This window comes from Paenibacillus periandrae, assembly GCF_022458865.1.
Classification (GTDB): domain Bacteria; phylum Bacillota; class Bacilli; order Paenibacillales; family NBRC-103111; genus Paenibacillus_S; species Paenibacillus_S periandrae.
The window spans coordinates 25,063-48,327 of the sequence record NZ_JAJNMU010000037.1 but is presented as its reverse complement, the minus strand read 5'-3'; the positions used below and the strand labels follow the sequence as shown (position 1 = coordinate 48,327).

Below are 23,265 nucleotides of genomic sequence, written 5' to 3'. Positions count from 1 at the left end.
AGATTCACTTGGCCGAAATCGTATTGAAGCGCATCAACAAACAATTTGAAAAAAGAACGATTATCGAAAATCTGAATTTGACGATCAGGGACGGCTCTTTTACCGTACTGCTCGGCCCTTCCGGTTGTGGTAAAACGACAACGTTGCGCATGATTGCCGGTTTGGAAAAACCGGATAACGGAGAGCTATGGATCGGAGATCGGTGTGTGAACCACGTCCCGCCTGGTGAGCGGGACGTGGCCATGGTCTTTCAAAACTACGCCCTCTATCCGACCATGACTGTCCGGGAAAATATTGAGTTTGGTTTGATCAACAAAAAAGTTCCGAAGCGGGAACGGCAACAATTGGTGGAGGAGATCGTAGAGACCGTAGGTTTGCAGGATTATTTGAACAAAAAGCCTAACACTCTCTCCGGCGGACAGCGGCAACGGGTTGCTCTGGCCCGGGCAATGATCAAAAAGCCAAAGGTGTTTCTCATGGACGAACCTTTATCGAATCTTGACGCAAAGCTTCGTATGCACATGCGAACGGAGTTGGTAGAGCTTCACAAAAAGCTGGGCACCACTTTCGTTTACGTAACTCATGATCAGTTGGAAGCCATGTCGATGGGCGAGGATATTGTTGTGATGAACCATGGTGAAATTATGCAACAAGGCAATCCGTTACAAGTGTACGACGAACCGGAAAATGCATTTACGGCCCAGTTTATCGGCACCCCGCCTATGAATATGATCGAAAAGAGCCGGATTGCCGGGCTTCTTCCTGTCAACCCGCATGAATCAGCCGTTTACGTAGGCTTTAGACCGGAGAAAGTGGCATTATCGAGCGAGTTAGCGGATGGTGTGCACATCGACGGAGTGATCGTCACACGGCAAGTTTTCGGAGCGGAAACGGTATATCAAGTTCAGACTGAGTTCGGGCTGATCTTCGTCAGAGATTTTCTGAAGCCGAGGCATACTTCATCTGTGGTCCAGCTGTTTGTCGCTCTTAGCGACCTCCATTTCTTTGATGAGCAGGGGCGGAAAATGGAAAGAATGGGCGATGTTCACGCTTTGGACGAGCCTGTAAGGGGGTAGTGGCAAAATGTTTGGGAAAAGAATATACCCCTATCTCATGATTGTTCCGGCTATCGTCATCTTTATCGCATTTTACATCTATCCTATCGTTTATATGGTTTATTTAAGCTCAACCCAGTGGGATTTTTTGAGTGCGACGAAACCGTTTGTCGGGCTGCAAAACTTTATCGATTTGCTGCAAGACGAGCTATTTTTGCAGGTATTGAGCAACTCTTTCATTTATACCTTCTCTACCATCGCTTTAAACATGTGTCTGGCCCTTCTATTAGCGTTATGGATGAACAAGCCCGGCGTCTTTTCCGGGATTCTTCAAGGGACGGTTTTTAGTCCGCATATTATCTCTATGGTATCTGTAGCTATTCTTTGGATGTGGCTCATGGATCCGCAATACGGGCTATTAAACGGAATTTTAGAATCTGTAGGGCTGCCCGCACTTCAGTGGTTAAGGGACTCGCACACTTCCTTATTTTCGCTTATCCTAGTAGGGGTTTGGAAGCAAGTCGGTTTTTATTCTTTAATATTGCTGGCTGGTTTGCAAAGCATCCCTAAGGAGATTTACGAGGCGGCCGACTTGGATAAAACTCCGTTATGGAGATCCTTTTACAAAATTACAATGCCAATGCTGTCCCCGACGCTGTTTTTTTTGATGATTATCGGAACCATCAATTCGTTTCAGGTATTTGAGACGATATCCATTATGACGCAAGGAGGACCGGTCAATTCGACCAACACGCTCGTTTTTTATATTTACGAAAATGGTTTTAAATATTTTAAGATCGGGTATGCTTCCGCAGCCGGTGTCGTACTGCTGGTCATTATTTCTGTTCTCACGCTGTTACATTTTAAGTTTTTGGAAAAACGAGTCCATTACAGGTAGGTGATAGCTTTGCTGAAGATCCGTCAATATGTGAGAAGTATCCCGAGGCTTTCTGCAGGTCTCTTGATATGCGCCGTGTTCGCGATACCGTTTCTATGGATGGCCTCCACATCGTTCAAGAGCTTACCCGAAACCCTCGTATTTCCGCCAAAATGGCTGCCGGACAAGATGATGTGGGAAAATTATGCGAAGGCATGGCAATCAGGTCCGTTTCTGCAATATATCCTAAATAGCATAATCGTATCAGTATGCATATTGCTGCTGCAATTTCTCACGATTATTCCCGCAGCTTATGCGTTCGCCCGATACCGGTTTCAAGGTAGCAATCTTCTGTTTGCCCTTACATTAGTCACGTTGATGATCCCAACCCAATTGATTTTTCTTCCGGTCTATCTGTTATTCAGCGATTGGGGGATGGTGAATACTTTATTCGCTCTAATATTACCTTTTGCATCAAGCGCGCTTGGTATATTTATGCTGAGGCAAGCATTTAAGCAAGTTCCCGAAGAATTGCTGGAGGCGGCCCGATTAGACTATGCGAGTGAATGGAAGGTTATTCGCAAAATCATGGTCCCGATGGCGAAGCCGACATTAGCAACGTTTGCTTTACTTAGCTTTATCTCGCACTGGAACGACTATTTTTGGCCGCTTGTGATGACCAACTCTGCCGCAACTCGAACGCTGCCTGTCGGGGTTGCTGCTATCCGCGAAGCTGAAGGTTCGGTTAGCTGGAATGTTTTGATGGCAGGCAATATGATGCTGGTTATTCCAATTCTTATCGTTTTCCTGATCGCCCGCAAGCATATCATTAACGCCTTTGTATATTTTGGAATTAAATAGACGACGTCCAGAGAGGAAGAATTTGCAAATGACGCATTCCTATGAATTGAAAACGGGCCGATCCGCGGCTTCGACGGAAGAATATCCGGGAGGAGCATCCCGGATTTGGACGGATATCGATCTCGACGCAGAAGGCAAAACGTTTGGCTATTTCCGGTTGCCTCATTCTACGCACGAACACGGAGCTTATTGGATTCCGATCCCCGTCGCCGTTGTAAAAAACGGTGTCGGCCCTCGCGTTCTCCTGACGGCAGGCAATCATGGGGACGAATACGAAGGCCAGGTCATGCTGATGAAACTATTGCGCAGGCTTCGTGCGGAAGACGTGCAAGGGCAAATCATCATCCTGCCAGCTGTCAACGCCCCGGCGGCTTACGCCGGCCGGCGCGTCTCGCCGCTCGATGGCGGCAACCTGAATCGGCTGTTCCCCGGCAACCCTGACGGGTCCCCGACCTCGAAGATCGCTCATTTTGTCGAAAGCGTTCTTCTGCCCAAGGTCGATCATGTGTTTGAGTTTCATTCCGGGGGCGCCTCTGACGATTTTCTGCCTTCCGCGCATGTTTATTATTGTTCGGATCGCGCCAAGTTCGAGCGGTCGCTTCATTTTCTGAACATATTCGGCATGCCGATGAGTGTTGTGAATAAAGGGCTTCTGGGCAACGACCAGAAGATGTACGGCGCCTGCGTGCGAGCCGGAGTCACCCACATGTCCACCGAGCTCGGCGGTGCCGGGCGTGTTTCGGTTGAAGCATTGCGCCTCGCCGAACAAGGCTTGGCCCGAATCCTGTTCGACATCGGCGTCGTACGCAAGCCGCTCACCGATGTTCCGGCGCCTCCGCTGTCGCAGCTCTATACCCGTCTTCCCACCCGAAAGTATGTATATGCGGCTGCTTCCGGTGTTTTCGAGCCCTATGTCGAGCTTGGTGATCGGGTGAGCGCGGGACAACCTGCAGGAGCGATCCACTTTCCTGATACACCATGGCGGGAGCCGGAAGTCGCCGTATTCGGCGACAGCGGCATCGTTTTCTCCATACGGTCGATCGCCCAAACCGTTTTGGGCGACAGCCTCTTCATGCTTGCTGTTCCATGGGAAGAGTGATTATAATGACACAGTCTGTATGGTTAGAGGGCGAGACCTTAAGCGAAGGAGCAGGCTTTCCGTATCTGACTTATTATCGGGCGGGATCAAGGGACAAGCCGCTGGTTATCTTCGTCCCCGGCGGTGGACATCTTGCGCGCGTTTCGTACGGACACGGCGGCGCAAACCGACACCATTTCCTTGATTATTGGCTCGAAAAGCACGGGTACGGCTTGCTCGCCGTTTCGTATCCTTCGGATTATCCCGTGTTCAAGCGTTTGTATCCGGAAATGTCGGTATCGGACTGGGGAAGCACCTTGGCCTCTGCAGCCGCCGATGTTATAACGAAGAATGGCTTATCCCCGAGGATCGTTATTTTGGGCTGGAGTATGGCCGGCAAAGTGGTCGGCCGATTCGCCCGGGCTGCCCGCACTTCGGGATTGGAGGTGGCCTGCTTTATTTCGCTGGCTGCCACGCCGCCGTTGCCAGGGCTCATGCCTCGTCAACCCGGCGGAGATCCGCTGACTTCCCAAGGGCTGTGGGATAGCGATGGTAGGGTGCGGCCCGTGGCGTGGGCCGATGAGATAGAGGCCATCGGACATGCAGAAGATGAGCCGGTCATTTCCCGCGAGGAGTACGCACGCTTTTACCGCTGTAATCACTCTATACAGTTTCGCGGCGAGGTGGAGCGACTGCAGGGCGGCGTTCGGGTCAACTCCTTGGAGTCGGCCGTCGACGATGTCGGCCCGTTCGACTATGCGCATTTTCCGATTTGCGCCGCCATCGCGCCCACAAGCCCGTCCGATGCAAGGCATGTGCTTACGGACAGGGTATCTTGGGCGTTCTACACGGTTTCAGCCATTTGGTTCGGCATGCTCTCCGGTGTTGATGTTCATGCCGTGTCGCAAGCGGCTTGGAGCGAGCTGAGGACACTCATGGATTCAATTCCACAGCGCCTCACCCGGCATGTTCCGGGCGGCCATTTCTTTTTCATCGGTAAGACCGGCGCCTCCGAGACCGCGCGACATGTCGATGAGCTGATCCGCGAAGCCGCCCGATTGGAAGAGGCGCTCCAACTCATCAAGTGAGTGACGACGGCGCGAGGAAAATGAGCTAACGGTTTCATATGAGCGTCGGTAAGCGCGGGAGACGCGTGCATCTTCTCGGCTTTTATGTGGAGCCGAACCACCCGGCGATTGAGGAGTTGTGTGCGCCTCTGCGAATAGCCCGGCACGAGGCCTGCCGGATCATGGTCGAACGGATTCGGGAAGCGGGCTATAACATCGATTGGGAGCAGGTTGAGGCGTATGCGGAAGGCGGGACCGGCGTGTACAAGCAGCATATTATGCATGCGCTGATCGACCGCGGCTACACCGACGCTATCTACAGCCAGCTGTACAGGCAGTTGTTTGCGGGCAATGGAGAAGGCAAGGAACCGAGCATCGCGTATGTACCACTGACCTATGTGGATGCGTTCGACGCGATCCGCACCATTCTTGCCGCGGGAGGTATTCCGGTGCTTGCGCACCCTGGGCAGATGGACAATTACGACGCGGTGCCGGAATGGGTAGAGGCCGGACTAATGGGCATCGAGGTAAGGCACCCGGACCATAGCCCGTTGGATGAGGCTAGAGCTCGGGCGCTGGCTCATGAGTATGAGTTGGTTATGACGGGTGGATCGAATTTTCATGGCTTCTATGGTGACAAGAAGAGTCCGCTGGGGTCGCAGAGTTTAGGTATTCAAAGCGTCGAGGCGATAAAAGAGAAGAAGCGATTTCGCAATAACATGCTGAGCAAGAAAAGCGTTGCTTCACGGGTAACAAGGCAATCATTCAACTGAATGGATTGTGCGGCTAGTGCCCCGCCTGGAGCCGGACTTTGCCCTTAGGGTGGTGTCCGGTTTTATCTGGGCAAATATTGAGGAGAATAGGATGACCGAACCCATACATGTATTACTCGTATCCGATCACGACATCTGTTTGAACGAATTAGCCTCGTTTCTACGAATCCAACCGGATTTTATCATACACCCTGCAAACATCGGGAAGGAAGCAAAACGGTTGCTGCTGCAGGAGCCGCTCAGTGTTGGGGTACTTGGCTTCGAATTGATTACGCCTTTCTATGCGGGGTTGGAAATAGCGATGGAACTGCTGGCGGTCAAGCCGATCCGGCTCATTTTGCTAACCTCAATGGACGAGAGGGAGGCGATTCTCGATGCCTTTACGATCGGAGTGCTGAACATCGTAGATAAAGCCAGCTATAAGGACATCCCAAATGCCATCTGGGAAGCGCACCGGAATCAAATTTCGATTCATCCGTCCGCCGCAGCGCTGCTTCGGCAGGAAGTAAGCCGTCTACGACAAGCGGAACTGCAACGGATGCTTACTCCCTCTGAAAAGCTAGTACTGGATCTTCTGATTCAGGGCTATACGAGAAAACAAATCGCGGAAGCATTGAACGTAACCCTAAACTCAGTTAAGTTCCATGTGCGCGGGTTGATCAAAAAAATCGGCGGCAAGTCCGGAAGAGAGGCTGTGAGACGGGGCAAAAGTAGGGGATATCCCTACTCATAGTTTGCATATTACGTCTGGGGAGTTTCGGCCACTCATATTAGTGATGTTTGGGAAAGAAACGAATATTGGCTTGACGCCGGGACAACTTGTGGATGTTGAGCAGCATTTGCCCGAAGGAGAACTAGGCAGCGAAGTCGTCAAATTGGCGCTCACTCGTTTAGGTGATCCGTACAGCCAACCGAAGGCCGGACAGGATGACTTTACAGACTGCAGCTATCTCGTTCAATGGGTTTATCGGCAGCTGCGCATTAACCTACCACGAACCGCAGCGGAACAAGCAAGATTTTGCGTAGAAAATGACCTGACAGTAAGCCGGCAGACTTGGTTCCAGGCGATCTTATATTTTGGAGCTACGAGCGTAATGGCAGGTTTATGGATATTACACACGTTGGAATTTATGCTGGGGAGGGCAAGGTGGTGGATGCTTCCTCAAGTCGGGGACAAGTAGTGTACCGTAATCTGTTCGATTTGGACAAGCAAGTGATGTTTGGAAGACCAGGGTTAAATAATGCGAATAAATCATGATCAAAGATGTAATCTCTGAATGCTCGGAAGTCGCTCGGCTTTCGAGAATATGCTCCTCTAAAGTACTTCTTTAATATCTCTTTGTTCAAGCACCAGCTTAAACAAATCCATTATACCCTTGTCTGTAACACCGGGATTCGAGCAGCCCGGCTTTCTTCATTAGCAGCAAATAGTTGGAAACGACGGATTGGGCCAGTCCCGTTTTCTCCTGTATGCTTCATACGCATATCCCTCCTCTGAAATCGGAATCCGACGACAAATACAATTGAGGCCCAAAATTTGCACACGAGTTTCATTAGACAGTACTTGCCATTAAACCTGCTCCATTAATTGTTTGAATCCGTTCATCACCAAAGGCATGCTCTCTGCAACGAATGATTCCGCACTGATTTGGCGCCCCTCACTATTCCAATTATAAGCTGCCCCATACATTCCCCAACTTAACATAACCGCAGCAGTGTTCATGATGAATTGCTCGTTTGTCTTTATGGGCATCTTATCATTCGTCATCATGGATAGAATCAGTACCTGTATTTTTTCCTTAATTTGAATTTCAAAAATAGACCCTAGCGACCGATAGCTTCTTCTGCATAAGGCGCTCAAATCTTGATGGAAATCGCAAACAGCCAGAAAAAGAAGCTGCATCGTTTCTTCACTAAATCGCGAATGCCCGCTCAGTCTGCGATCCACAATAGCCATAAAGGACTCCGTTATTTTGGACTCGAGGATTTCGAATTTGTCGGTAAAGTGCGCATAAAAAGTCGCTCGGTTTACAGTGGCCTTTTCGGCAATATCTTTGACGGTTATCGACTCAAAGTCCTTCTCTTGAATTAATAAAGAAAAAGCATCTTGCAGGAGCTGACGCGTACGCTTCACGCGTGGATCGGCTTGATTTTTTGATGTGATCATGTTCGACCTCCCAGGCAGAACGACAGAATCGACAAGATGTTGTCAATGCTACGCTTTGCATGTATTGATGATTGCAGGCGTTCTGTTGTTAGTATAACATAATAAAACAACGCGCGTTGTTTAAATAACTATTGCCGATTAAACAATAGATCAACAGGAGGAATATCCATGTCCGTTTTACATTCGTCTCAAACGCTACAGCAGCCTCTCTTTTTCGATGTCATTCGGGAACGCCGATCTGTTCGACACTATGATGCCGAAGCCAAGATTTCTCGGGAGGATTTGAACGAAATCTTGCAGCAAGCCTCCCTCGCTCCTTCAGCCGCCAACTTGCAGCCATGGCGATTTCTCGTCATCGACTCGCCGGAACTGAAGCAAAAGCTGTATCCAATCGCGTTCAACCAGCAGCAAGTGATTGAGGCCTCAGCCGTCGTCGCCGTTCTTGGGGACTTAGAATGTGTTACGTTGGCCGGGAAGATTTATGGTCAAGCCGTCGATGCAGGGTTCATGTCGGAGGAGACGGCAAAATCTTTCGTTGAGCGTTATAAGAACATGTACACAAACATGCCTTTAGAGGAGATTAGCCGCATCGTACTTGCCGATTGCGGGATGGCTGCTATGCAGTTCATGCTTGCCGCCCGAGCCAAAGGCTATGACACCGTCCCGATGGGCGGTTACGACAAGATGAAGTTCGTGGAAACTTTCACTATTCCCGACCGGTATGTATCCGTTATGCTTATTGCCGTCGGTAAAGCAGCAAAACCCGGTCATCCGACTGTGAGGTTGCCAATCACGGATATAGCCTTCTATAATGAAATACTTGGAGTACAATAAACTGTGCACTCTGAAATTTAATAAATTTTGAAAAACCGCGCTTAACAACGCTATCGATAGATAGTGCTGCTAAGTGCGGTTAAATGGATAACAGAGAACGATTCAAACGATTGACCAATTTGTTTCATTTAAGCCATTTCATGAGCTAATAGATCAAAACAATCAATAATGGTACAGAATGGCCTCATGTGGAGCCGGTCATATTAATGGTTCGAAAATGAGATGTGACAGTATCGCTCAAATGTTATGTTGATGAAGTTTTAGGAGACTTAGCTCAGTTGGGGAACACGGCGTGGCCGATTACAAGAAAATAATATGCAGGGCGTTTTTCAGTGGGAGGATGTTTCGCTGGTAGTGATGAGGTCAGGAATTCTAACCCTTGGCTCCACCAAAACGAACATATAAGACACGCCGATTCAAGCGTGTCTTTTGCGTATTGTGAAGTATTAAGGGGGAAAGCCCATGGGTTCGTCCCAAGCGGACGCAGCGAAGTGAAGGAACAGTGCATCGTCAATCGAAAGCGTTGCACCTGAGCCGCTTTTTTCCATTTTTGTCCTCTTCGACGATAGTTTTAATTTCCTCATATTCATAACCAGTAGCAGCTTTCAACAGATCATGCGTCTTGGCGATAATGAGATCCCGATTATTTAACGGCTCTGTAATCATACTTCCTCCTTTCCGACTTATTTGGTTGACCAACCAAATATAAAATATTCCTCTAGCCTAGTCAAGTCATCATGGCGATGGACAAATAGCAATTCCCGAGCTATACCGTGTTTCACCCCTTTGTTATATTAACGGAAATGGAAGAATATTGTTGCGGTATGCTGCCCGTAGCTTAATGAAGCATCGTCAGTCTACTTTATTTTCTTTAGACAGCAGAAACAACATTTGACCTGCCGGATCACGGAACTCCAATCGGAGATCAAACAATAGCATTAATTGGATAAATCTTAAGAGATAACAACAAAGCAAATAAAAACGTTGCCACTATGGCAGCCACTATCTTGGTAGGGCAGAATTTAGGGGCCAATCGACGAGAGGATGCTTATCGTTACGGTATGTTGACCGCTGGAATCGCCGTTGTTTCATGTCTTTTATCGGTATCCTATTATTTATGTTTTCTCCTTTAGCGACTACCTGGTTTACCGGCCAAGCCAATGTCATTGAGATGGTGACGACAGCGCTCCGGATTGACGCTTTTGCACAGCCATTTTTGGCGATAAGTCTCGTTATTGCTGGGGCTCTACAAGGTGCAGGTGATACCAAAAGCCCTATGTACAGCACAGTGATCGGTAGCGCTTGATCCTACAGCAACGGCAAAGCTAACTCAGGAGCAATTGGAACAAATGATGAAAATAACGGATAAAACATTGAATGCCGCCAAACTGGTAGCGGCCATGATCCCTGTTTTGCTTATCTATCCGTTCTTGCAGCGTTATTTTGTCAAAGGCATTGTGGTTGGAGTTGTCAAAGGGTAGTAGCTTTCTTAAGAGGTATAATAGAGAAACGGATTCGATTTGTTAGGGGATACACGTGAACTGTACCGACGATAATTGCTTTTGACAATAAGCTAGCGCGATATGACAAAGACAATGCCTATATTTATGGTTAGTATAATGATATAAATTGACAAAGGAGAGAAGAACATAATGATTTCACCTCTGGAAACCACGTCTAGTCTAAGCAAACAGCAGATAGAGGACTATCAAGAAAAAGGACATATCATTTTACGGGACGTGGCTGGCCCCGATTTGATCTCGAAATTTGAGCCAATCATCAGCAAGAGCGTCCGCGAGTTAAATCGGCAGAGCAAGCCGTTGGAGGAGAGAGATACTTACGGCAAAGCTTTCATTCAAATTACAAATTTGTGGCAGCATCATGAAGCGGTTCGCACGTTTGTGCTGGCGAATCGTTTTGCCCGAATTGCAGCTGAACTCATGGGAGTACCGTCGGTACGCATTTATCACGACCAAGCCTTGTTTAAAGAGCCGGGAGGCGGCCATACGCCTTGGCATCAGGATCAAATTTATTGGCCATTAGACACCGATAAAACAATAACAATGTGGATGCCTCTGGTGCCAATTTCGGAGGACGTAGGGTCCATGACTTTTGCTTCGGGGTCGCATGAGCTGGGTTATATTAATAAGCTGGTCATTTCGGATGAATCGCATCGGACATTAGCCGGATTCATCGACAGCAAGGGATTTGAAAAAGTATCTTACGGTGCTATGAAAGCAGGAGATGCTACGTTCCATGCAGGATGGACATTGCACAGCGCACCCGGCAATCCAACCGATCAAATGCGGAAAATCATGACCGTCATCTATTATGCAGATGGCACGCGAGTAGCCGAACCGGACAGCAACGTGCGCAAGAATGATCTTAAAAACTGGCTGCCGGGCGTACAGCCGGGCGAGTTGGCGGCAAGCACGTTGAACCCGATCGTTTATAATGCAGTCAGGTAAGGGAAGGATTTATGAATATGAAGCTAAGGGCGAATGACGGCAGCGTCGCGGCACCAAGACTGGAAATACAACAAGCAATGTGGTCCATGAAATGCTACGGGACAAATAACAAAGAATGGTCGTTAGAGGAAAAGTTTAACTGTATTGCCGAAGCCGGCTTTACGGGGATCTTTGGAGCTCTTCCAGAACATGGTGAAGAGCCATTGTGGAGAAATTTATTGGAGAGGAACCGTTTCACCTTTGGCTTGGAATCATTTCCGGCGACGGGAGAGCAGCTTGTCGAGCTTTTGGAAAAAGCCAGCGATTATCCCGTGCTCTATGTAAATGCCCAGGTGCCGAATGCATTTTGTGTGGGCAAGGAAGCAATAACCCGGTTGGATACTTTGCAGAGAGTGGCAGAACGATATAATCTTCCCTTGTTTATCGAAACCCATCGGGGACGAATTACGCAAGATCTGCTTCGAACTGTTCAATATGTCCAAACTTTGCCGAATCTCAGACTTACAATCGATTTATCTCATTACGTGCTGGCAGGAGAAATGTACGACTTCGAACATATCGATCCTTATTTCGATGAGCTGCTCCAACGAACTTCTTCGTTTCATGGCAGAATAACAAATGCACAGCAGATTCAAATCAATGTCGGTCAAGAGGCCGATCATCCCATGGTCGAACATTTTGCGCGTTGGTGGGAGCGCGGAATGTCATACTGGCTGGAGCAAGCTTCACCCGGAGATATTCTTCCGTTCGTATGTGAAATAGGGCATCATTACATGGTTACGGATAACTACTTGCCAGCTTATTCGTGGTTGGAGCATTTTGACCGGTGGGAGCAATCGCAGGTGATCAAACGAATTGCTGAAAAATGTTGGAGTAAGGCCATAACCAAGAGCTACGATGGCGTATAAACAATTAGGCCAATGGGAGCAGGATGACGTTCATTATTAAAGGGATGGGATGTGACAATCAGCATAAGTTTGCCGTAATGGTAAGCCTATGCTGATTGTTGCTTTATGCGGCACGATGCCGGTCGAACATCCTCGAATCGTACATAAAAGGATGATCTAATTTGAAGCTCATAAACGGCTGGTACGTTGACAAGGAACGAATCGTATGGGGATTGCTCAACACAACAAGATATGGGGCAGATTTCAGGAAGGGAACGGCTGGTATGTCGGCTGCCCGATCCGGCCCAATATAGCGGCTTGGGGATCCTGACCGGACAGGGCCTGGCTATGTAGAGGATCTCGACCGGCTGACGGATTCTATGCAGAAGCACGGCTTTCCCGGATTCGAGCATTGCTACGGACTGTGGTTTGACCGCAGGCGCGATGCCCATGATACCGTATGGAGGCCGGATTCCTACGCCGTTCCCCCTTTTCTGGAGCATCCATGGATGACCCCTCTGCATGGGACGGGTTAGGAAAGTATGATCTGGAAAGCTTCAATCCCAGGTATTTCAGGAGACTGAAGGAATTTGCCGATCTGTGCGACAGGAAAGGGACCATTCTATTTCATAACTTTCATTTGCAGCATGCTTTGGTTGAATCGGAGGCCCATTATGTGGATTTTCCATGGCGGCCCGCCACGGATATGCCGGATCAGGTTCCGGCTGCGAATGCATTCTATGATGTGAGCCATCCCCTTCGAAGGGAATTGCACCACAAATACATCAGGCGATGCCTGGATATTCTGGGAGACAACCGGAATGTGGTCTTCTTGATCGGAGAGGAATATACAGGACCACTGTCGTTCGTAGAATACTGTTTGGATGAAATCCGTCAATTGGGAAACGGAGGCCGGGAAGTCCGTTCATATTGCGCTAAACGCGACCAAGGATGTGACGGATGCGATTCTGGAAAATCTGGATCGATCCGGGACGGTTTCTACCGTCGATTTGCGGTACTGGTCCTATGTTGAAACCGGTGTCTTGCATGCACCGCCCGGTGGGATGTAACATCATCCAAATTCCGTTTCATTTTATTAAAAAATATCTGTCTGAGGCTTTGCCGCAAACCAAAACCATTGTGCTTGACGGCCAAGATCGAAATTGGTGTCTCGCCGCTCATGGTAAGCTGATCTTGATCTATATGCTTGAGGGTGGGAATGTCTCGTTAGAGCTTCCGCCCGTCGATTCGGCGTTAGCCTGCAGATGGTTCGATCCGAGAACAGGCGATATTCTGGATGGAGGTACAGTCGGGCCAGGTGGTTCAGGGTGCGTTAAGTTTATGGATCCCGATCTTCAGGACTGGCTGCTGTGGATCTCTCCTTTGATCCGGTAAGGTACCTGATTGGGAGCCAAATAAAAGAATGGAACCTCGAAGCCAGAACTACTGTCTACTAGCAGTTCTGGCTATCGTATCCCAAAGTTCTCTTTGCTTGTTCGAGCAAGCTATATACGAAATCGGCTTTTTCATCCGAATAAGGAAGTAGTGTCGTGTATCCTTTGTTGATAGAATTGAGCTTTTTATCCGAGTAACACTTGGCTACATCGGGATTATATCTTAAATAATCCCTTATGAGAAGATTGTTTACCCATTGCTCACCTTTCCAAATAACAACAGCAAGATTAAACGCAAATTCTTCCCGTTTGCGAAAATATAATCGACCCGGCCCCATTTCTCCGAATCCTTCATAGCCCAGATGGGATAAGTTGTTCATGACGGACTGATTTAACTCAAGTGTACTCATACCAATTAAGATATCAATGATTGGTTTTGACATCATTCCGGGAACAGATGTGCTTCCAAAATGCTGCATTTCGGTAACATTATCTCCGAAAGCCTTAAGAAGATGTAATTTTTCGCTTTGGAATAAAGCATTCCACTTCTCATCGTAAGGGACTACACTTATTGTCTCATTAATATCCATCTTGTTTCCACCCACTTTTAAAAATATTGTAGCATAGCTCACCGCTTAATATAACAAATTATCATATTCTGTCGCAGATTGCATTTACAATTGGGAGTCATAGAGAGCAGAAAATGAATATAGGGCGATAGAAAATGAATATAGAATTTACGATTACACGATTCTAAGCAGTTCATCTGAAATCCCCCAATTAATGAATATCGACTTGAATTTCTATCACAATTAGCATGAATGTGGAGACACCTTTCATTCATGATGGATGGAACTGTGCCAGCAGCCTCAGGTCTTCAAGCAGGTGATCTTGCGGCGACTCCGTTCAACCCGCTGGTCTATTAAATTAAACATATGCACCCAAGTGCACAAGAAAAAGGGGGGAACATGAACATGAAGCAATTAAAGAGTAAATGGAAGATTTTCGTCATTCACCATGCCCATACAGATGTCGGCTATACGGACAGACAGGAAAAAGTTGCATTATATCATGTGGATTTTATTAAACAGGCGATTGAAATCAGTGAAAAAATTCGCTCAGGCGAGCGGGCAGAATGGGAAGGATTTCGTTGGACCTGCGAATCATTCTGGCCAGTCGAGCAGTTTCTGGAGCAAACGACTACTGAGTGGCACGAACGCTTCAAACTTGCCTTGCAGGCGGGACATATAGAGCTAACGGCAAATTACTTGCATATCGTCGAAATTTTGGATAACGGCATTTTTAAAGCTTGTACGGAGAAAGCGGTCGACTTTGCAAGCTCCATGGGTTTAAAGATCGATTCTGCGATGACAGCGGATCTTAACGGTTATGGCTGGGGGTATGCGCAGTCTCTTGCCGATCTGGGCATTCAGAACCTGTCCATGTGTATCCATACACATCACGGGATGTTCCCGCTTTGGCGTAAGCAAATCCCGTTCTGGTGGGAACCCCCCCAAGGTGATCGGCTTCTCGTCTGGAATGGGGATCATTACAATCTGGGCAACGATCTCGGTCTTGTTCCCGGAGCTCTTCATTCCTATATGATCAAGGATGAATTCAGCCCGACCCATACAGCTGACAACCACTGGGAGATTACCGAGAAGCGAATTAACCGCTACTTGGCGAAGCTGGAGGAAGAGAAGTATCCATATGACTTTGTCCCTATCATGGCTTCGGGTCTGCTTACAGACAACGCTCCACCCAACGGTGAAAACATGGAATTTATTCAGAAGTGGAACGAAGTTCACGGGGAGCATATTCAAATTGAAATGGCAACCCTAAGCGACTTTTTTTCCCATCTTCGAAAACGGCCCGAGGAGATACCGGTACACCGAGGTGATTGGCCGGATTGGTGGAACGATGGAGCGGTATCGACGCCGTTGCACACCCAAATCTTCCGGGATGCTCAACGAACACTCCGAAGGGTGAAGCAGCTAGATGCCGGAAGACGTTATGTAAATGCGGAGTTAGTAGGGCAGGCAGAGCACCGGATGATGATGTTTGCAGAGCATACATGGGGTCATTTTGCTTCCGTGAGCGAGCCGTGGAATCTGCAGAATCATGCGTTAGCGGTACGCAAGGAAGCGTTCGCCGCTGAGGCTCACTATTACGCCAAAAGCGCACTGGATCAAGTACTGCAGGCGCTCGGAGAAGACCTCTGGCACATAGCAGGCCTCTTCGTTACCAGGTGATGAATCCTTCGAATCATCCCGTGACCGATCTGGTTAAAATCTATGTTGATTATTGGGAGGCCTCAAGTTTAAAGAAGAAAGGGTTTGAGGTGATTGACGAGGCAAACAATATGCCGCTGCCTTATCAAATACGTCAGGACAGTCGAGGGATAGAGGTCTATGTTCTGATTCGTTTGGCCCCTGGAGAACAAAAACGATTGTCGATCCGTATCGGAGCTGAACATATGCTTCAGGGCGCTACGGCCTCAAGCTTTCAACGGACGGGTACTGACGGCATGACTGACATCAAGGAACCCCCAGCAGGAGTTGGGAACGTTACTAGTGACCCTATAAGTATCACTGAAACCTCGGTAGAAACCCCTTTTATCAAGATCGTTTGGAAGGAGAAGGAAGGGGTCGTCTCTGTATTCGATAAAAAAGAGAAACGGGAGCTCGTCAGGACGGATTGGCAATACGCAGCTTTTACGCCTATTTACGAGGTGACGCCGGCCGGATCTGCCGATAACATGATGCAAGTGCGCAAAAATATGGGCCGAAACCGAAAAGGCCTCAATGTCAAACGCACTGCTGGAAACTTGGTGGGAGTCAAGGGTGTGGAACAAGGCGACCACTTTGCGACTGTTGAGCTGCTATATGAGCTCACGGGGACAAGCTACTGCTCTTTGTTTTTGACGGCTTACGCTGGTATGCCTCGAATCGATGTAGCAGTTCGCATGCATAAGGACAGCGTCTGGGACCCAGAAAATGTTTTTGTTTCACTACCTTTCGAGATCCGGACGGATGCAGAGCCTGCTCAACTTTGGCTTCAAAAATATGGCTTCCTGCTTCGTCCAGGCAAGGATCAGTTGCCGGGCAGCCTAATCGATTTTTATACCATCGAAGAAGGGGTGGCGTACAGCTCAGGGCAATACGGTTTGGCAATTGCCATGCCGGATACGCCGCTCGTACAATTGGGTTCGCTTGAGTTTGGTGAACGATTATTGAACGGGCAACAAGAAGCCGACCTAGCTCATGCCCATTTGTATTCCTGGGTGATGACGAACTATTGGGAAACGAACTTCAAAGCAACCATGGGCGGGTTCTATGAGTTTAATTACCGCTTAAGTTGGGGAAGCGAACTTGCTTCAGAGGAAGCTGGCCTGCAAAGATGTCGCGACATGAACGACGGTCTAGTTTGCTTTCGCTTGAAAGAGTAGTTAATTGATGGCCCATGACGTACCGATCATGAAAAATAGGGTCAATGGACAAACGAGTCTGTTGGCCCACGTTTATGTAATCCCAGCATGGGTGTCATGGGGGTCAAGGCAATTTGAATGACTTGAAACAGTATTGGAACCATGTAAGGCATGACTTAGTGGAAGGTGAAAGATTATGGGGAGGTATGAGGACGATGTCAAATATCAAGTATGATTTTACCGGCAAGGTGGCTGTTATTACGGGGGGATCGGCAGGGATCGGCGAGGCGACTGTTCGTAAATTTTCAGCGGCAGGCGCTACGACGGTGATTGGCGATGTTCATGAAGAAGTTGGCAATGCGTTAGCGGAGGAACTTCGCCGCTCTGGACAAGATGTTCATTTTGTGAAGACGGACGTAGGCAATGACGACATGGTAAGGAATTTGATGACGAAAGCGTATTCTTACAGACAGAGACTTGACTATGTGTTTAATAATGCTGGTGTCGCGATCGGCGGAGAAGTGACGGCGATGAGCGAAGCGCATTGGCAAAAGGTACTGAATATCAATCTTGGCGGCGTGTTCCGTGGTTGCAAATACGCAATCCCTTACATGCAAAAGCAAGGCAGTGGAGTCATTGTCAATTGCAGCTCAACGCAGGCGCTGCGAGGTTTCATGGGCTGGGCAGGCTATGCGGCCTCAAAAGGAGGGACTCTCGCGCTGACACGTCAGGCGGCTATTCAATATGCGAGAGAAGGTATACGAATTAACGCTGTTGCGCCAGGAACGGTAATGACACCGATGAATGAGAAGATTTTTGAAGACGTTGAGGATCCTCAGGCGCTTATTCAGTTGTGGAACGATGCCCATCCAATTGGAAGGTTCGGTCAACCGGCAGAAATTGCTGACGCGGTTTTGTTCTTGTGCAGTGAGGAAGCCTCGTTCATCACGGGACAAACCCTTGTGGCTGACGGTGGTCAGACAGTACGAGGAGAATAATGAGGGGAGAGAGCCGAAAATGTCTTATACGTTCTTACAAACGCAATCGGTTCAGCATGTGCTTGTCGTGACGATTTCACGGGAAGAGAAGCTGAATGCGATGAACAGTAAACTGATGCAGGAGTTGACCGATTGCTTTCGATTTGTTCATGAGACACCCGAAGTGCGTGCTGTCGTGCTGACGGGGAAGGGGAAGGCCTTCATGGCGGGCGCTGATATTGGAGAATACAGTGGGCTGGATGCCGGACAGTTTTTTGCATTCCAGGATAAAGGGCGGGAAATGTACCGCTCGATCGAAAGCTGCGCCAAGCCGATCGTAGCGGCGGTAAATGGCTTTGCCCTTGGCGGCGGCTTTGAGCTGGCCTTGGCATGCGACCTTATCTTCGCTTCCGCCAAGGCAAAATTCGGCCTTCCGGAAGTGAATCTGGGTCTCGTACCGGGAGGAGGCGGGCTTCAGAAGGTCGCACGTTTGATGGGGCCGTATGCGGCGAAAGAACTTGCCTTGACGGGTCGATTCTTGACAGCTGACGAAGGCTTGCAAGCCGGACTAGTCAGCCGGGTAATGGAGCCCGAAGCTCTGTTAGATGCAGCCATTGCCTTGGCGCAGGACCTTGCTCGGAAAGCGCCGCTAGCTTTACAAGTAATCAAGAAGCTGATTAATGAAGGCCGCGATGCCAGTCTGGAAACGGCCCAAGCGTACGATCGGGCGTTTCTTGCCAATTTGTTCCGAACAGAGGATGCCCAGGAAGGGATTGCTGCATTTATCGAAAAGCGGGAAGCCCGGTTTATCGGGAAGTAATCACAGCAAGCCGCTAGGTTATACGTAATTATTGAGGCCATCATGAAGCGGCTTACAAGGGGAGGAAGATTGAACATGGAACATGCATTATCGGGAGTTAAAGTACTGGATTTTACTCATTTGCTGCAAGGGCCTTTCGCCACACAAATGCTCGGGGATCTGGGAGCTGACGTAATTAAAATCGAACGTAAGGGCAGTGGCGACAGCTATCGACAATGGGCGTTTTTCGGCTATCGGATCGGCGGAGAGTCGCCGTGCTATCTGGCGTTTAACCGCAACAAGAGATCGCTTGCGCTCAATTTGAAATCGGCGGAAGCCAGAGAAATTATTTATAAGCTTGTGCAGGAATGTGATATTGCCGTAGAAAATTTTCGCCCTGGCGTCATGGAGAAACTTGGCTTCGGCTATGAAGACTTGAAACAGATCAATCCGCGCATCATCTACTGTTCCAGTACCGGATACGGACAGGACGGCCCCTATGCGGAACTCCCTGGACAGGATTTGATGATACAATCCCTTTCCGGACTGACGACACTTACCGGTCGCAAGAACGAACCGCCCGTCCCGCTGGGCACCGGAATTGCAGATCAATTAGGTGCCTTTAACATCGTGTACAGTGTACTATCCGCTTTGTATTACCGGGAAAAGACGGGAAAAGGACAAAAGATTGAGGTCAACCTGTTTCAATGTCTGCTAGCCCATCAACTCCAGGAATTCGCTGTAACCCTCAATTCCGGCAGGCTGTTCGAGCGTCCTGAGTCTGGAATTGCGCATCCGGGCCAATCCGCTCCCTTCGGCATCTATCAAACGTCAGATGGCTATATGTGCATCTCCGTCAATCCGATTCCCGTGCTCGCCGAGGTGCTGAGAGACGAAGGGCTGAACGCCTATAACGATCCGCAAACGCTGTATGAGAAGCGGGATGAGGTGTTTTTTCGAATTCAGGCTAGCGTAGTGAAGGAAACAACCGCATATTGGGTGGCTAAAATGCTCAAGCGGGATATGTGGGTCTCGGAGGTCAAGAACCATCTTGAAGCTGAGCAGGATCCTCAAGCCGTCCATTTGCAAGCTTTCACTTCGTATCGGCATCCTGTCGCCGGCGAGGTGAAGACCGTCAATATTCCGGTCAAACTTAGCGAGACACCCGGGGAAATTCGGCGGCATCCTCCTCAAGTCGGCGAGCAAAATGAAGAAATTCTTAGGGAGCTGGGTTATTCAGAAGAAGCCATCACCGCTATGAAACAAAATGAGGTAATCTAAGATGACCGAACTAAGAGGAATGACCTGGCAACATCCCCGTGGCTACGCTCCGCTGCAACGATTAAGCCAATTATTCAAGGAGCGTCATCCCGACGTGGACATTGTCTGGGATTGCCGTTCGCTTAAAGATTTTGGGGATTATCCGGTTCACATGCTGGCACAAAAATATGATCTTATCATGATCGATCATCCTCATGTCGGGATCTGCTCGTCGCAAGGTGTGCTCGTGCCGCTCGATGAATGGGTTGAGCGGGAGTTTCTGGATGATCAGGCCCGGTATTCTATTGGCCCAAGCCATTTCAGTTATCAATGGGACGGCAAACAGTGGGCCCTTGCTGCTGATGCCGCCGCACAGGTTGCCGCATACCGGCCAGATCTGTTATCCGGATGTGCCCTCCCTCGGTATTGGCATGAGGTTATCATCCTTGCAAAATCTTTGGGGGCCGGCCAGCGTGTAGGCTGGCCGCTATGCTCGACTGACGCGATGTGCAGCTTCTTATCCTTGTGCGCTAATATTGGTGGCCATCAATTCTTTGATGAAGAGCATGGAGTTCCGTTCAAAGTGGGAGAAGAAGCGCTCGAAGTCCTGTTTAAATTATTGCCAGTTCTACATTCCGATTCGCTATACATGAATCCCATTCAAATGTATGACAGGATGGTGCAGTCCGATGAGATCGCATATGTACCGCTCGCCTTTGGCTATTCCAATTATTCCAGACGGGGGGTAGGTGAAAAGATCCTTCAATTCGGAAATATCCCCTCTGTCTCCGGTCTGCCGCAAGGCGGCTTGCTTGGTGGCGTAGGGATTGCGGTATCCGCATTGTCCAATCACATCCCGCTGGCTGTAGAGTTTGCTAAGCATATCGTAAGCCCGGATGTGCAAAGAAACGAATACTTTGATGGTGGCGGGCAGCCCGGTCATGCCGGTGCCTGGCGCGATCCGCGAGTGAATATGGAGAGCAGTAACTTTTTTAAAGGCACGATCGATACCCTGGAAAGTAGCTATATGCGTCCGCGCAACCGGGCGTTTCCGGAGTTTCAGGAGCAAGCAGGATTTTTGCTGCACGAGAAATTGGTTCAGGCCGCAGGAGGTGCGAATCTTCAGGCAAAAGAATTGATTACGAGCATGAATGAAATATACAGTGATGCTGTTCGAAGATGATCCCTTATTGATACATGAGACCTAAACATAGATGTATGAGGAGCAGTTGGTATGCACTATTCAATCCTAGTAGGAACGTACACTGGAGCTGGAGATGTCGGCATCCATATGTTGGAGTTAGACAGCTCTTCCGGGAGACTTCAATATGTGAACGGATATAAAGGTATTCAAAATCCTTCATTTTTGGCAGTAAATCCACAGATGGAGGTTGTATATGCTGTGAGTGAAACTGAAGAAGGAGCTGTCGTTGCCCTTAAATTCAATAGAAACTCAGGTGTTTTTGAAGAAATCAATCGTCAGCCGACATATGGAAGCTATCCATGTCATCTTCAAACAGATGAATATGGAAAATGGATCTGCTCGGTCAATTACGGAAGTGGCTCCATTAATGTGTATCCGCTGAACAAGGATGGTAGCATCGGTACCATGACTGATCAAATCCATCATAAGGGCAGGAGTATTCGGAATGATCGGCAAGAGAGTTCACATCCACACTCGGTCAATCGTATTCCGAATACAAATCAGTGGCTGGTTCCAGACTTGGGAAATGATAAGTTATATCTCTATGGGTTGAAAGATACAGCTGGAAAGTGGGACCTGGTCAGCATGCAAGATACTTTCCAAGGTCATGGACCACGCCATGTAGCATTTCATCCCCGATTATCAATAGCCTATGTTTTAGAAGAACTAAGCTCAACTGTTGGCGTGTATCGGATTCGTGCTGGTGATAACATCTCGGCAAACTCCAAGCTTACATTGGAGCGCATACAAACTGTTTCTGCACTTCCCAAAACGTATGACAGCGAGAATATTTCTGCAGATATTCATATTACTCCCGATGGGAAATTTCTATATGCCTCGAATCGCGGACATGATAGTCTGGTCATTTACAGCATCCATGAAGATGGAGGATTGCATTGCGGTGACCATTTCAGCACGGGAGGGAAAACACCTCGCAATTTTAGTATCGTAGGCAATGAGCCTTACCTCGTAGTAGCGAACCAAGACAGCGACTCCATTCTGCTTTTCGATATCGAGAAAGAGGGAAGGATTCAAAAAACAACGCAAACGATATCCATACATCGTCCTTCATGCGTTTGTATACTTAATAATTAGTTGCAAAGAAGATTCAAGCCCGGTACCCAATTGGTGGTACTGGGTTTTCTTATTGATAGCAGAAAATGAATATTAATAAAAAAGAAGATGAATATTTACTTAATCGTAAATAGGATGGAATGGAGTTTGCCGGAAAAACCCATTTTGTGATTATCGACCTGAACAACAATGACGCTTAAATTAGTCTATAGAATGATTGAAATTAGGTGATGGAATTATAAAGGGAATTTCGAACAATGAACAGTTATTGGTTTCGCGTGACATGGATGTAAACTACCGGCTATATCTGCCACGGGATTATGAGCTAGAGATGAAGAAGGATTGGCCGTTGGTTGTATTTCTCCATGGAGCAGGCCAGAGAGGGAGTGATCCGAACCTTCTTGGTATGCATGGGATTCCTAAGGAAGCGGACGAAGGTCGTGAGTTTCCCTTTATCGTGCTAGCCCCTCAATGTCCGGAACCTTCCGTTTGGATTATGCAGGGCGACAGAGTGATGGAACTGTTAGACAAAATTCGCCAGGAATATCGTGTGGATCCGGAACGAATTTATTTAACGGGGATTAGCATGGGGGATTCGGAACCTGGGAAATTGCCATGGAGCACCCTAGCGTTTTTGCTGCTATCATCCCAATTTGCGGGGGCGGCATGTCCTGGAGAGTCTTCCGACTGCTTCATACACCAATATCGACGTTTCATGGGGGAAAAGATGAAGTGGTTCCCATATCCTATACGGAGGAACTGGTCCGTGCACTGAAGGCTTTGGACAATCCGGTTCGGTTTACCGTATATCCCGATGCGGGACATGATTGCTGGACCGAGGTATACCGCAGGGGAGACATTTACGACTGGTTGCTTCAGCAGCGGTTGAATACTGCACACCGTTAACGGTGGTCAAATCAAAAGCGAACCCGTCGACCAATGGGGAAAGGATGAGGGACATGGAAGAACAGCGGTATAAAGTTCGGCAACATACTAGAGACGGGTTCGCCACTGTCATTTTACACGATATAAAGCGGGATGCAGAGGCACAACTTCATGAGGG

General features: G+C 48.4%; 30 protein-coding genes and 2 pseudogenes. 27 read left to right on the top strand and 5 right to left on the bottom strand.

The features are described 5' to 3' along the window. The first annotated feature begins 8 nt into the window (after positions 1-8). Genes LRL21_RS39980 through LRL21_RS39965 form a run of 4 tightly spaced genes read left to right on the top strand, consistent with a single transcriptional unit; the run spans position 9 to position 3,892 of the window. Positions 9-1,076 carry an ABC transporter ATP-binding protein gene (locus LRL21_RS39980; RefSeq protein WP_240421380.1) on the top strand — a complete coding sequence of 356 codons (1,068 nt, stop codon included), beginning with the start codon at positions 9-11 and terminating at the stop codon, positions 1,074-1,076. Positions 1,077-1,083: 7 nt separating this feature from the next. Then, on the top strand, positions 1,084-1,953 hold the full coding sequence (locus LRL21_RS39975) for a carbohydrate ABC transporter permease (protein ID WP_240421379.1): 870 nt from the start codon (positions 1,084-1,086) through the stop codon (positions 1,951-1,953). An 18-nt stretch (positions 1,954-1,971) separates the two neighbouring features. After that, complete coding sequence (locus LRL21_RS39970) at positions 1,972-2,793, top strand: carbohydrate ABC transporter permease (RefSeq protein ID WP_240421409.1); 822 nt, start codon at positions 1,972-1,974, stop codon at positions 2,791-2,793. A 28-nt stretch (positions 2,794-2,821) separates the two neighbouring features. After that, positions 2,822-3,892, top strand: coding sequence for a succinylglutamate desuccinylase/aspartoacylase family protein (locus tag LRL21_RS39965; RefSeq protein ID WP_240421378.1), 1,071 nt, complete (start codon positions 2,822-2,824; stop codon positions 3,890-3,892). 238 nt (positions 3,893-4,130) lie between these two features. Here LRL21_RS39965 and LRL21_RS39960 read toward each other — a convergent pair whose 3' ends face one another. Further along, a complete protein-coding gene (locus LRL21_RS39960; protein WP_240421377.1) occupies positions 4,131-4,367 on the bottom strand; it encodes a hypothetical protein in 237 nt (78 codons plus the stop codon). A 70-nt stretch (positions 4,368-4,437) separates the two neighbouring features. On the opposite strand from LRL21_RS39960, the gene LRL21_RS39955 reads away from it, so the two are divergent. From LRL21_RS39955 to LRL21_RS46540, 5 genes are all read left to right on the top strand, one after another. Continuing rightward, the gene (locus LRL21_RS39955) at positions 4,438-4,959 is read left to right on the top strand and encodes a hypothetical protein (RefSeq protein ID WP_240421376.1); all 522 of its coding nucleotides are present in this window, start codon (positions 4,438-4,440) and stop codon (positions 4,957-4,959) included. A 38-nt stretch (positions 4,960-4,997) separates the two neighbouring features. Beyond that, positions 4,998-5,711, top strand: coding sequence for a phosphatase (locus LRL21_RS39950; RefSeq protein ID WP_240421375.1), 714 nt, complete (start codon positions 4,998-5,000; stop codon positions 5,709-5,711). A 91-nt stretch (positions 5,712-5,802) separates the two neighbouring features. After that, positions 5,803-6,444: a LuxR C-terminal-related transcriptional regulator gene (locus LRL21_RS39945; RefSeq protein WP_240421374.1), complete on the top strand. Its 642-nt coding sequence runs from the start codon at positions 5,803-5,805 to the stop codon at positions 6,442-6,444. Between the two features lie 43 nt (positions 6,445-6,487). After that, positions 6,488-6,892 carry an NlpC/P60 family protein gene (locus LRL21_RS39940; RefSeq protein WP_240421373.1) on the top strand — a complete coding sequence of 135 codons (405 nt, stop codon included), beginning with the start codon at positions 6,488-6,490 and terminating at the stop codon, positions 6,890-6,892. Continuing rightward, on the top strand, positions 6,817-6,969 hold the full coding sequence (locus tag LRL21_RS46540) for a hypothetical protein (protein ID WP_338044750.1): 153 nt from the start codon (positions 6,817-6,819) through the stop codon (positions 6,967-6,969). Before LRL21_RS39940 ends, LRL21_RS46540 begins: the two co-directional genes overlap by 76 nt. Before the next feature lie 133 nt (positions 6,970-7,102). On the opposite strand, the pseudogene LRL21_RS39935 reads toward LRL21_RS46540, so the two are convergent. After that, positions 7,103-7,234, bottom strand: a pseudogene (locus tag LRL21_RS39935) (ArsR family transcriptional regulator); the annotation flags it as partial. 47 nt (positions 7,235-7,281) lie between these two features. Next, positions 7,282-7,878, bottom strand: a complete 597-nt coding sequence (locus tag LRL21_RS39930; RefSeq protein WP_240421372.1) for a TetR/AcrR family transcriptional regulator — start codon at positions 7,876-7,878, stop codon at positions 7,282-7,284. 168 nt (positions 7,879-8,046) lie between these two features. On the opposite strand from LRL21_RS39930, the gene LRL21_RS39925 reads away from it, so the two are divergent. Further along, on the top strand, positions 8,047-8,712 hold the full coding sequence (locus LRL21_RS39925) for a nitroreductase family protein (protein WP_240421371.1): 666 nt from the start codon (positions 8,047-8,049) through the stop codon (positions 8,710-8,712). A gap of 510 nt (positions 8,713-9,222) precedes the next feature. On the opposite strand, the gene LRL21_RS39920 is transcribed toward LRL21_RS39925, so the two are convergent. Next, complete coding sequence (locus tag LRL21_RS39920) at positions 9,223-9,378, bottom strand: hypothetical protein (RefSeq protein WP_240421370.1); 156 nt, start codon at positions 9,376-9,378, stop codon at positions 9,223-9,225. Positions 9,379-9,802: 424 nt separating this feature from the next. On the opposite strand from LRL21_RS39920, the gene LRL21_RS39915 reads away from it, so the two are divergent. The 9 genes and pseudogenes from LRL21_RS39915 (at position 9,803) to LRL21_RS39885 (ending at position 13,462) form a co-directional block, all read left to right on the top strand. Continuing rightward, positions 9,803-10,018: an MATE family efflux transporter gene (locus tag LRL21_RS39915; RefSeq protein ID WP_240421369.1), complete on the top strand. Its 216-nt coding sequence runs from the start codon at positions 9,803-9,805 to the stop codon at positions 10,016-10,018. 43 nt (positions 10,019-10,061) lie between these two features. Then, positions 10,062-10,193 carry a hypothetical protein gene (locus tag LRL21_RS45935; protein ID WP_275901129.1) on the top strand — a complete coding sequence of 44 codons (132 nt, stop codon included), beginning with the start codon at positions 10,062-10,064 and terminating at the stop codon, positions 10,191-10,193. Between the two features lie 171 nt (positions 10,194-10,364). Beyond that, entirely contained in the window at positions 10,365-11,180 is an 816-nt protein-coding gene (locus LRL21_RS39910; RefSeq protein WP_240421368.1) for a phytanoyl-CoA dioxygenase family protein, read from the top strand. An 11-nt stretch (positions 11,181-11,191) separates the two neighbouring features. Then, positions 11,192-12,088 (top strand): sugar phosphate isomerase/epimerase family protein, encoded by an 897-nt coding sequence (locus LRL21_RS39905; protein ID WP_240421367.1) that lies wholly within the window; start codon positions 11,192-11,194, stop codon positions 12,086-12,088. A gap of 186 nt (positions 12,089-12,274) precedes the next feature. Beyond that, complete coding sequence (locus tag LRL21_RS39900; protein WP_240421366.1) at positions 12,275-12,421, top strand: hypothetical protein; 147 nt, start codon at positions 12,275-12,277, stop codon at positions 12,419-12,421. Between the two features lie 26 nt (positions 12,422-12,447). Then, positions 12,448-12,603: a DUF6298 domain-containing protein gene (locus tag LRL21_RS39895; RefSeq protein ID WP_240421365.1), complete on the top strand. Its 156-nt coding sequence runs from the start codon at positions 12,448-12,450 to the stop codon at positions 12,601-12,603. After that, positions 12,573-12,908 (top strand): annotated as a pseudogene (locus tag LRL21_RS47105) (DUF6298 domain-containing protein); the annotation flags it as partial. The gene LRL21_RS39895 and the pseudogene LRL21_RS47105, both read left to right, overlap by 31 nt. A 43-nt stretch (positions 12,909-12,951) precedes the next feature. Further along, positions 12,952-13,137, top strand: coding sequence for a DUF6298 domain-containing protein (locus tag LRL21_RS39890; protein WP_240421364.1), 186 nt, complete (start codon positions 12,952-12,954; stop codon positions 13,135-13,137). Next, positions 13,127-13,462, top strand: a complete 336-nt coding sequence (locus tag LRL21_RS39885; protein ID WP_240421363.1) for a putative collagen-binding domain-containing protein — start codon at positions 13,127-13,129, stop codon at positions 13,460-13,462. The genes LRL21_RS39890 and LRL21_RS39885 overlap by 11 nt, the downstream gene beginning before the upstream one ends. A gap of 58 nt (positions 13,463-13,520) precedes the next feature. On the opposite strand, the gene LRL21_RS39880 is transcribed toward LRL21_RS39885, so the two are convergent. Beyond that, entirely contained in the window at positions 13,521-14,051 is a 531-nt protein-coding gene (locus LRL21_RS39880) for a GrpB family protein (RefSeq protein WP_240421362.1), read from the bottom strand. Between the two features lie 384 nt (positions 14,052-14,435). On the opposite strand from LRL21_RS39880, the gene LRL21_RS39875 reads away from it, so the two are divergent. The 8 genes from LRL21_RS39875 to LRL21_RS39840 all read left to right on the top strand — a co-directional run bounded on the left by LRL21_RS39875 (position 14,436) and on the right by LRL21_RS39840 (position 23,108). Then, the gene (locus tag LRL21_RS39875; RefSeq protein WP_240421361.1) at positions 14,436-15,713 is read left to right on the top strand and encodes a glycoside hydrolase family 38 N-terminal domain-containing protein; all 1,278 of its coding nucleotides are present in this window, start codon (positions 14,436-14,438) and stop codon (positions 15,711-15,713) included. Continuing rightward, positions 15,713-16,909, top strand: coding sequence for a glycoside hydrolase family 38 C-terminal domain-containing protein (locus LRL21_RS39870; protein ID WP_240421360.1), 1,197 nt, complete (start codon positions 15,713-15,715; stop codon positions 16,907-16,909). The genes LRL21_RS39875 and LRL21_RS39870 overlap by 1 nt, the downstream gene beginning before the upstream one ends. A gap of 194 nt (positions 16,910-17,103) precedes the next feature. Next, the gene (locus tag LRL21_RS39865) at positions 17,104-17,886 is read left to right on the top strand and encodes an SDR family NAD(P)-dependent oxidoreductase (protein ID WP_240421359.1); all 783 of its coding nucleotides are present in this window, start codon (positions 17,104-17,106) and stop codon (positions 17,884-17,886) included. Between the two features lie 19 nt (positions 17,887-17,905). Next, the gene (locus LRL21_RS39860) at positions 17,906-18,685 is read left to right on the top strand and encodes an enoyl-CoA hydratase/isomerase family protein (protein ID WP_240421358.1); all 780 of its coding nucleotides are present in this window, start codon (positions 17,906-17,908) and stop codon (positions 18,683-18,685) included. Positions 18,686-18,760: 75 nt separating this feature from the next. Continuing rightward, positions 18,761-19,945, top strand: coding sequence for a CaiB/BaiF CoA transferase family protein (locus LRL21_RS39855; RefSeq protein ID WP_240421357.1), 1,185 nt, complete (start codon positions 18,761-18,763; stop codon positions 19,943-19,945). A gap of 1 nt (position 19,946) precedes the next feature. Further along, on the top strand, positions 19,947-21,107 hold the full coding sequence (locus tag LRL21_RS39850) for an extracellular solute-binding protein (protein ID WP_240421356.1): 1,161 nt from the start codon (positions 19,947-19,949) through the stop codon (positions 21,105-21,107). A 51-nt stretch (positions 21,108-21,158) separates the two neighbouring features. Further along, on the top strand, positions 21,159-22,223 hold the full coding sequence (locus LRL21_RS39845) for a lactonase family protein (RefSeq protein WP_240421355.1): 1,065 nt from the start codon (positions 21,159-21,161) through the stop codon (positions 22,221-22,223). A 594-nt stretch (positions 22,224-22,817) separates the two neighbouring features. Beyond that, entirely contained in the window at positions 22,818-23,108 is a 291-nt protein-coding gene (locus LRL21_RS39840) for a carboxylesterase family protein (protein WP_240421354.1), read from the top strand. Positions 23,109-23,265 lie beyond the last annotated feature (157 nt).

Excerpts from the sequence above, each read along its gene's own strand:
- LRL21_RS39975 (WP_240421379.1), top strand. The coding sequence starts at position 1,084 with ATGTTTGGGAAAAGAATATACCCCTATCTCATGATTGTTCCGGCTATC.
- LRL21_RS39965 (WP_240421378.1), top strand. The coding sequence starts at position 2,822 with ATGACGCATTCCTATGAATTGAAAACGGGCCGATCCGCGGCTTCGACG.
- LRL21_RS39960 (WP_240421377.1), bottom strand. The coding sequence starts at position 4,367 with ATGAGCCCTGGCAACGGCGGCGTGGCAGCCAGCGAAATAAAGCAGGCC.
- LRL21_RS39950 (WP_240421375.1), top strand. The coding sequence starts at position 4,998 with ATGAGCGTCGGTAAGCGCGGGAGACGCGTGCATCTTCTCGGCTTTTAT.
- LRL21_RS39945 (WP_240421374.1), top strand. The coding sequence starts at position 5,803 with ATGACCGAACCCATACATGTATTACTCGTATCCGATCACGACATCTGT.
- LRL21_RS39940 (WP_240421373.1), top strand. The coding sequence starts at position 6,488 with ATGTTTGGGAAAGAAACGAATATTGGCTTGACGCCGGGACAACTTGTG.
- LRL21_RS46540 (WP_338044750.1), top strand. The coding sequence starts at position 6,817 with ATGGATATTACACACGTTGGAATTTATGCTGGGGAGGGCAAGGTGGTG.
- LRL21_RS39930 (WP_240421372.1), bottom strand. The coding sequence starts at position 7,878 with ATGATCACATCAAAAAATCAAGCCGATCCACGCGTGAAGCGTACGCGT.
- LRL21_RS39925 (WP_240421371.1), top strand. The coding sequence starts at position 8,047 with ATGTCCGTTTTACATTCGTCTCAAACGCTACAGCAGCCTCTCTTTTTC.
- LRL21_RS39920 (WP_240421370.1), bottom strand. The coding sequence starts at position 9,378 with ATGATTACAGAGCCGTTAAATAATCGGGATCTCATTATCGCCAAGACG.
- LRL21_RS39915 (WP_240421369.1), top strand. The coding sequence starts at position 9,803 with ATGTCTTTTATCGGTATCCTATTATTTATGTTTTCTCCTTTAGCGACT.
- LRL21_RS45935 (WP_275901129.1), top strand. The coding sequence starts at position 10,062 with ATGATGAAAATAACGGATAAAACATTGAATGCCGCCAAACTGGTAGCG.
- LRL21_RS39910 (WP_240421368.1), top strand. The coding sequence starts at position 10,365 with ATGATTTCACCTCTGGAAACCACGTCTAGTCTAAGCAAACAGCAGATA.
- LRL21_RS39905 (WP_240421367.1), top strand. The coding sequence starts at position 11,192 with ATGAATATGAAGCTAAGGGCGAATGACGGCAGCGTCGCGGCACCAAGA.
- LRL21_RS39895 (WP_240421365.1), top strand. The coding sequence starts at position 12,448 with ATGCAGAAGCACGGCTTTCCCGGATTCGAGCATTGCTACGGACTGTGG.
- LRL21_RS39890 (WP_240421364.1), top strand. The coding sequence starts at position 12,952 with ATGAAATCCGTCAATTGGGAAACGGAGGCCGGGAAGTCCGTTCATATT.
- LRL21_RS39880 (WP_240421362.1), bottom strand. The coding sequence starts at position 14,051 with ATGGATATTAATGAGACAATAAGTGTAGTCCCTTACGATGAGAAGTGG.
- LRL21_RS39875 (WP_240421361.1), top strand. The coding sequence starts at position 14,436 with ATGAAGCAATTAAAGAGTAAATGGAAGATTTTCGTCATTCACCATGCC.
- LRL21_RS39870 (WP_240421360.1), top strand. The coding sequence starts at position 15,713 with ATGAATCCTTCGAATCATCCCGTGACCGATCTGGTTAAAATCTATGTT.
- LRL21_RS39865 (WP_240421359.1), top strand. The coding sequence starts at position 17,104 with ATGTCAAATATCAAGTATGATTTTACCGGCAAGGTGGCTGTTATTACG.
- LRL21_RS39860 (WP_240421358.1), top strand. The coding sequence starts at position 17,906 with ATGTCTTATACGTTCTTACAAACGCAATCGGTTCAGCATGTGCTTGTC.
- LRL21_RS39855 (WP_240421357.1), top strand. The coding sequence starts at position 18,761 with ATGGAACATGCATTATCGGGAGTTAAAGTACTGGATTTTACTCATTTG.
- LRL21_RS39850 (WP_240421356.1), top strand. The coding sequence starts at position 19,947 with ATGACCGAACTAAGAGGAATGACCTGGCAACATCCCCGTGGCTACGCT.
- LRL21_RS39845 (WP_240421355.1), top strand. The coding sequence starts at position 21,159 with ATGCACTATTCAATCCTAGTAGGAACGTACACTGGAGCTGGAGATGTC.
- LRL21_RS39840 (WP_240421354.1), top strand. The coding sequence starts at position 22,818 with ATGGAGCACCCTAGCGTTTTTGCTGCTATCATCCCAATTTGCGGGGGC.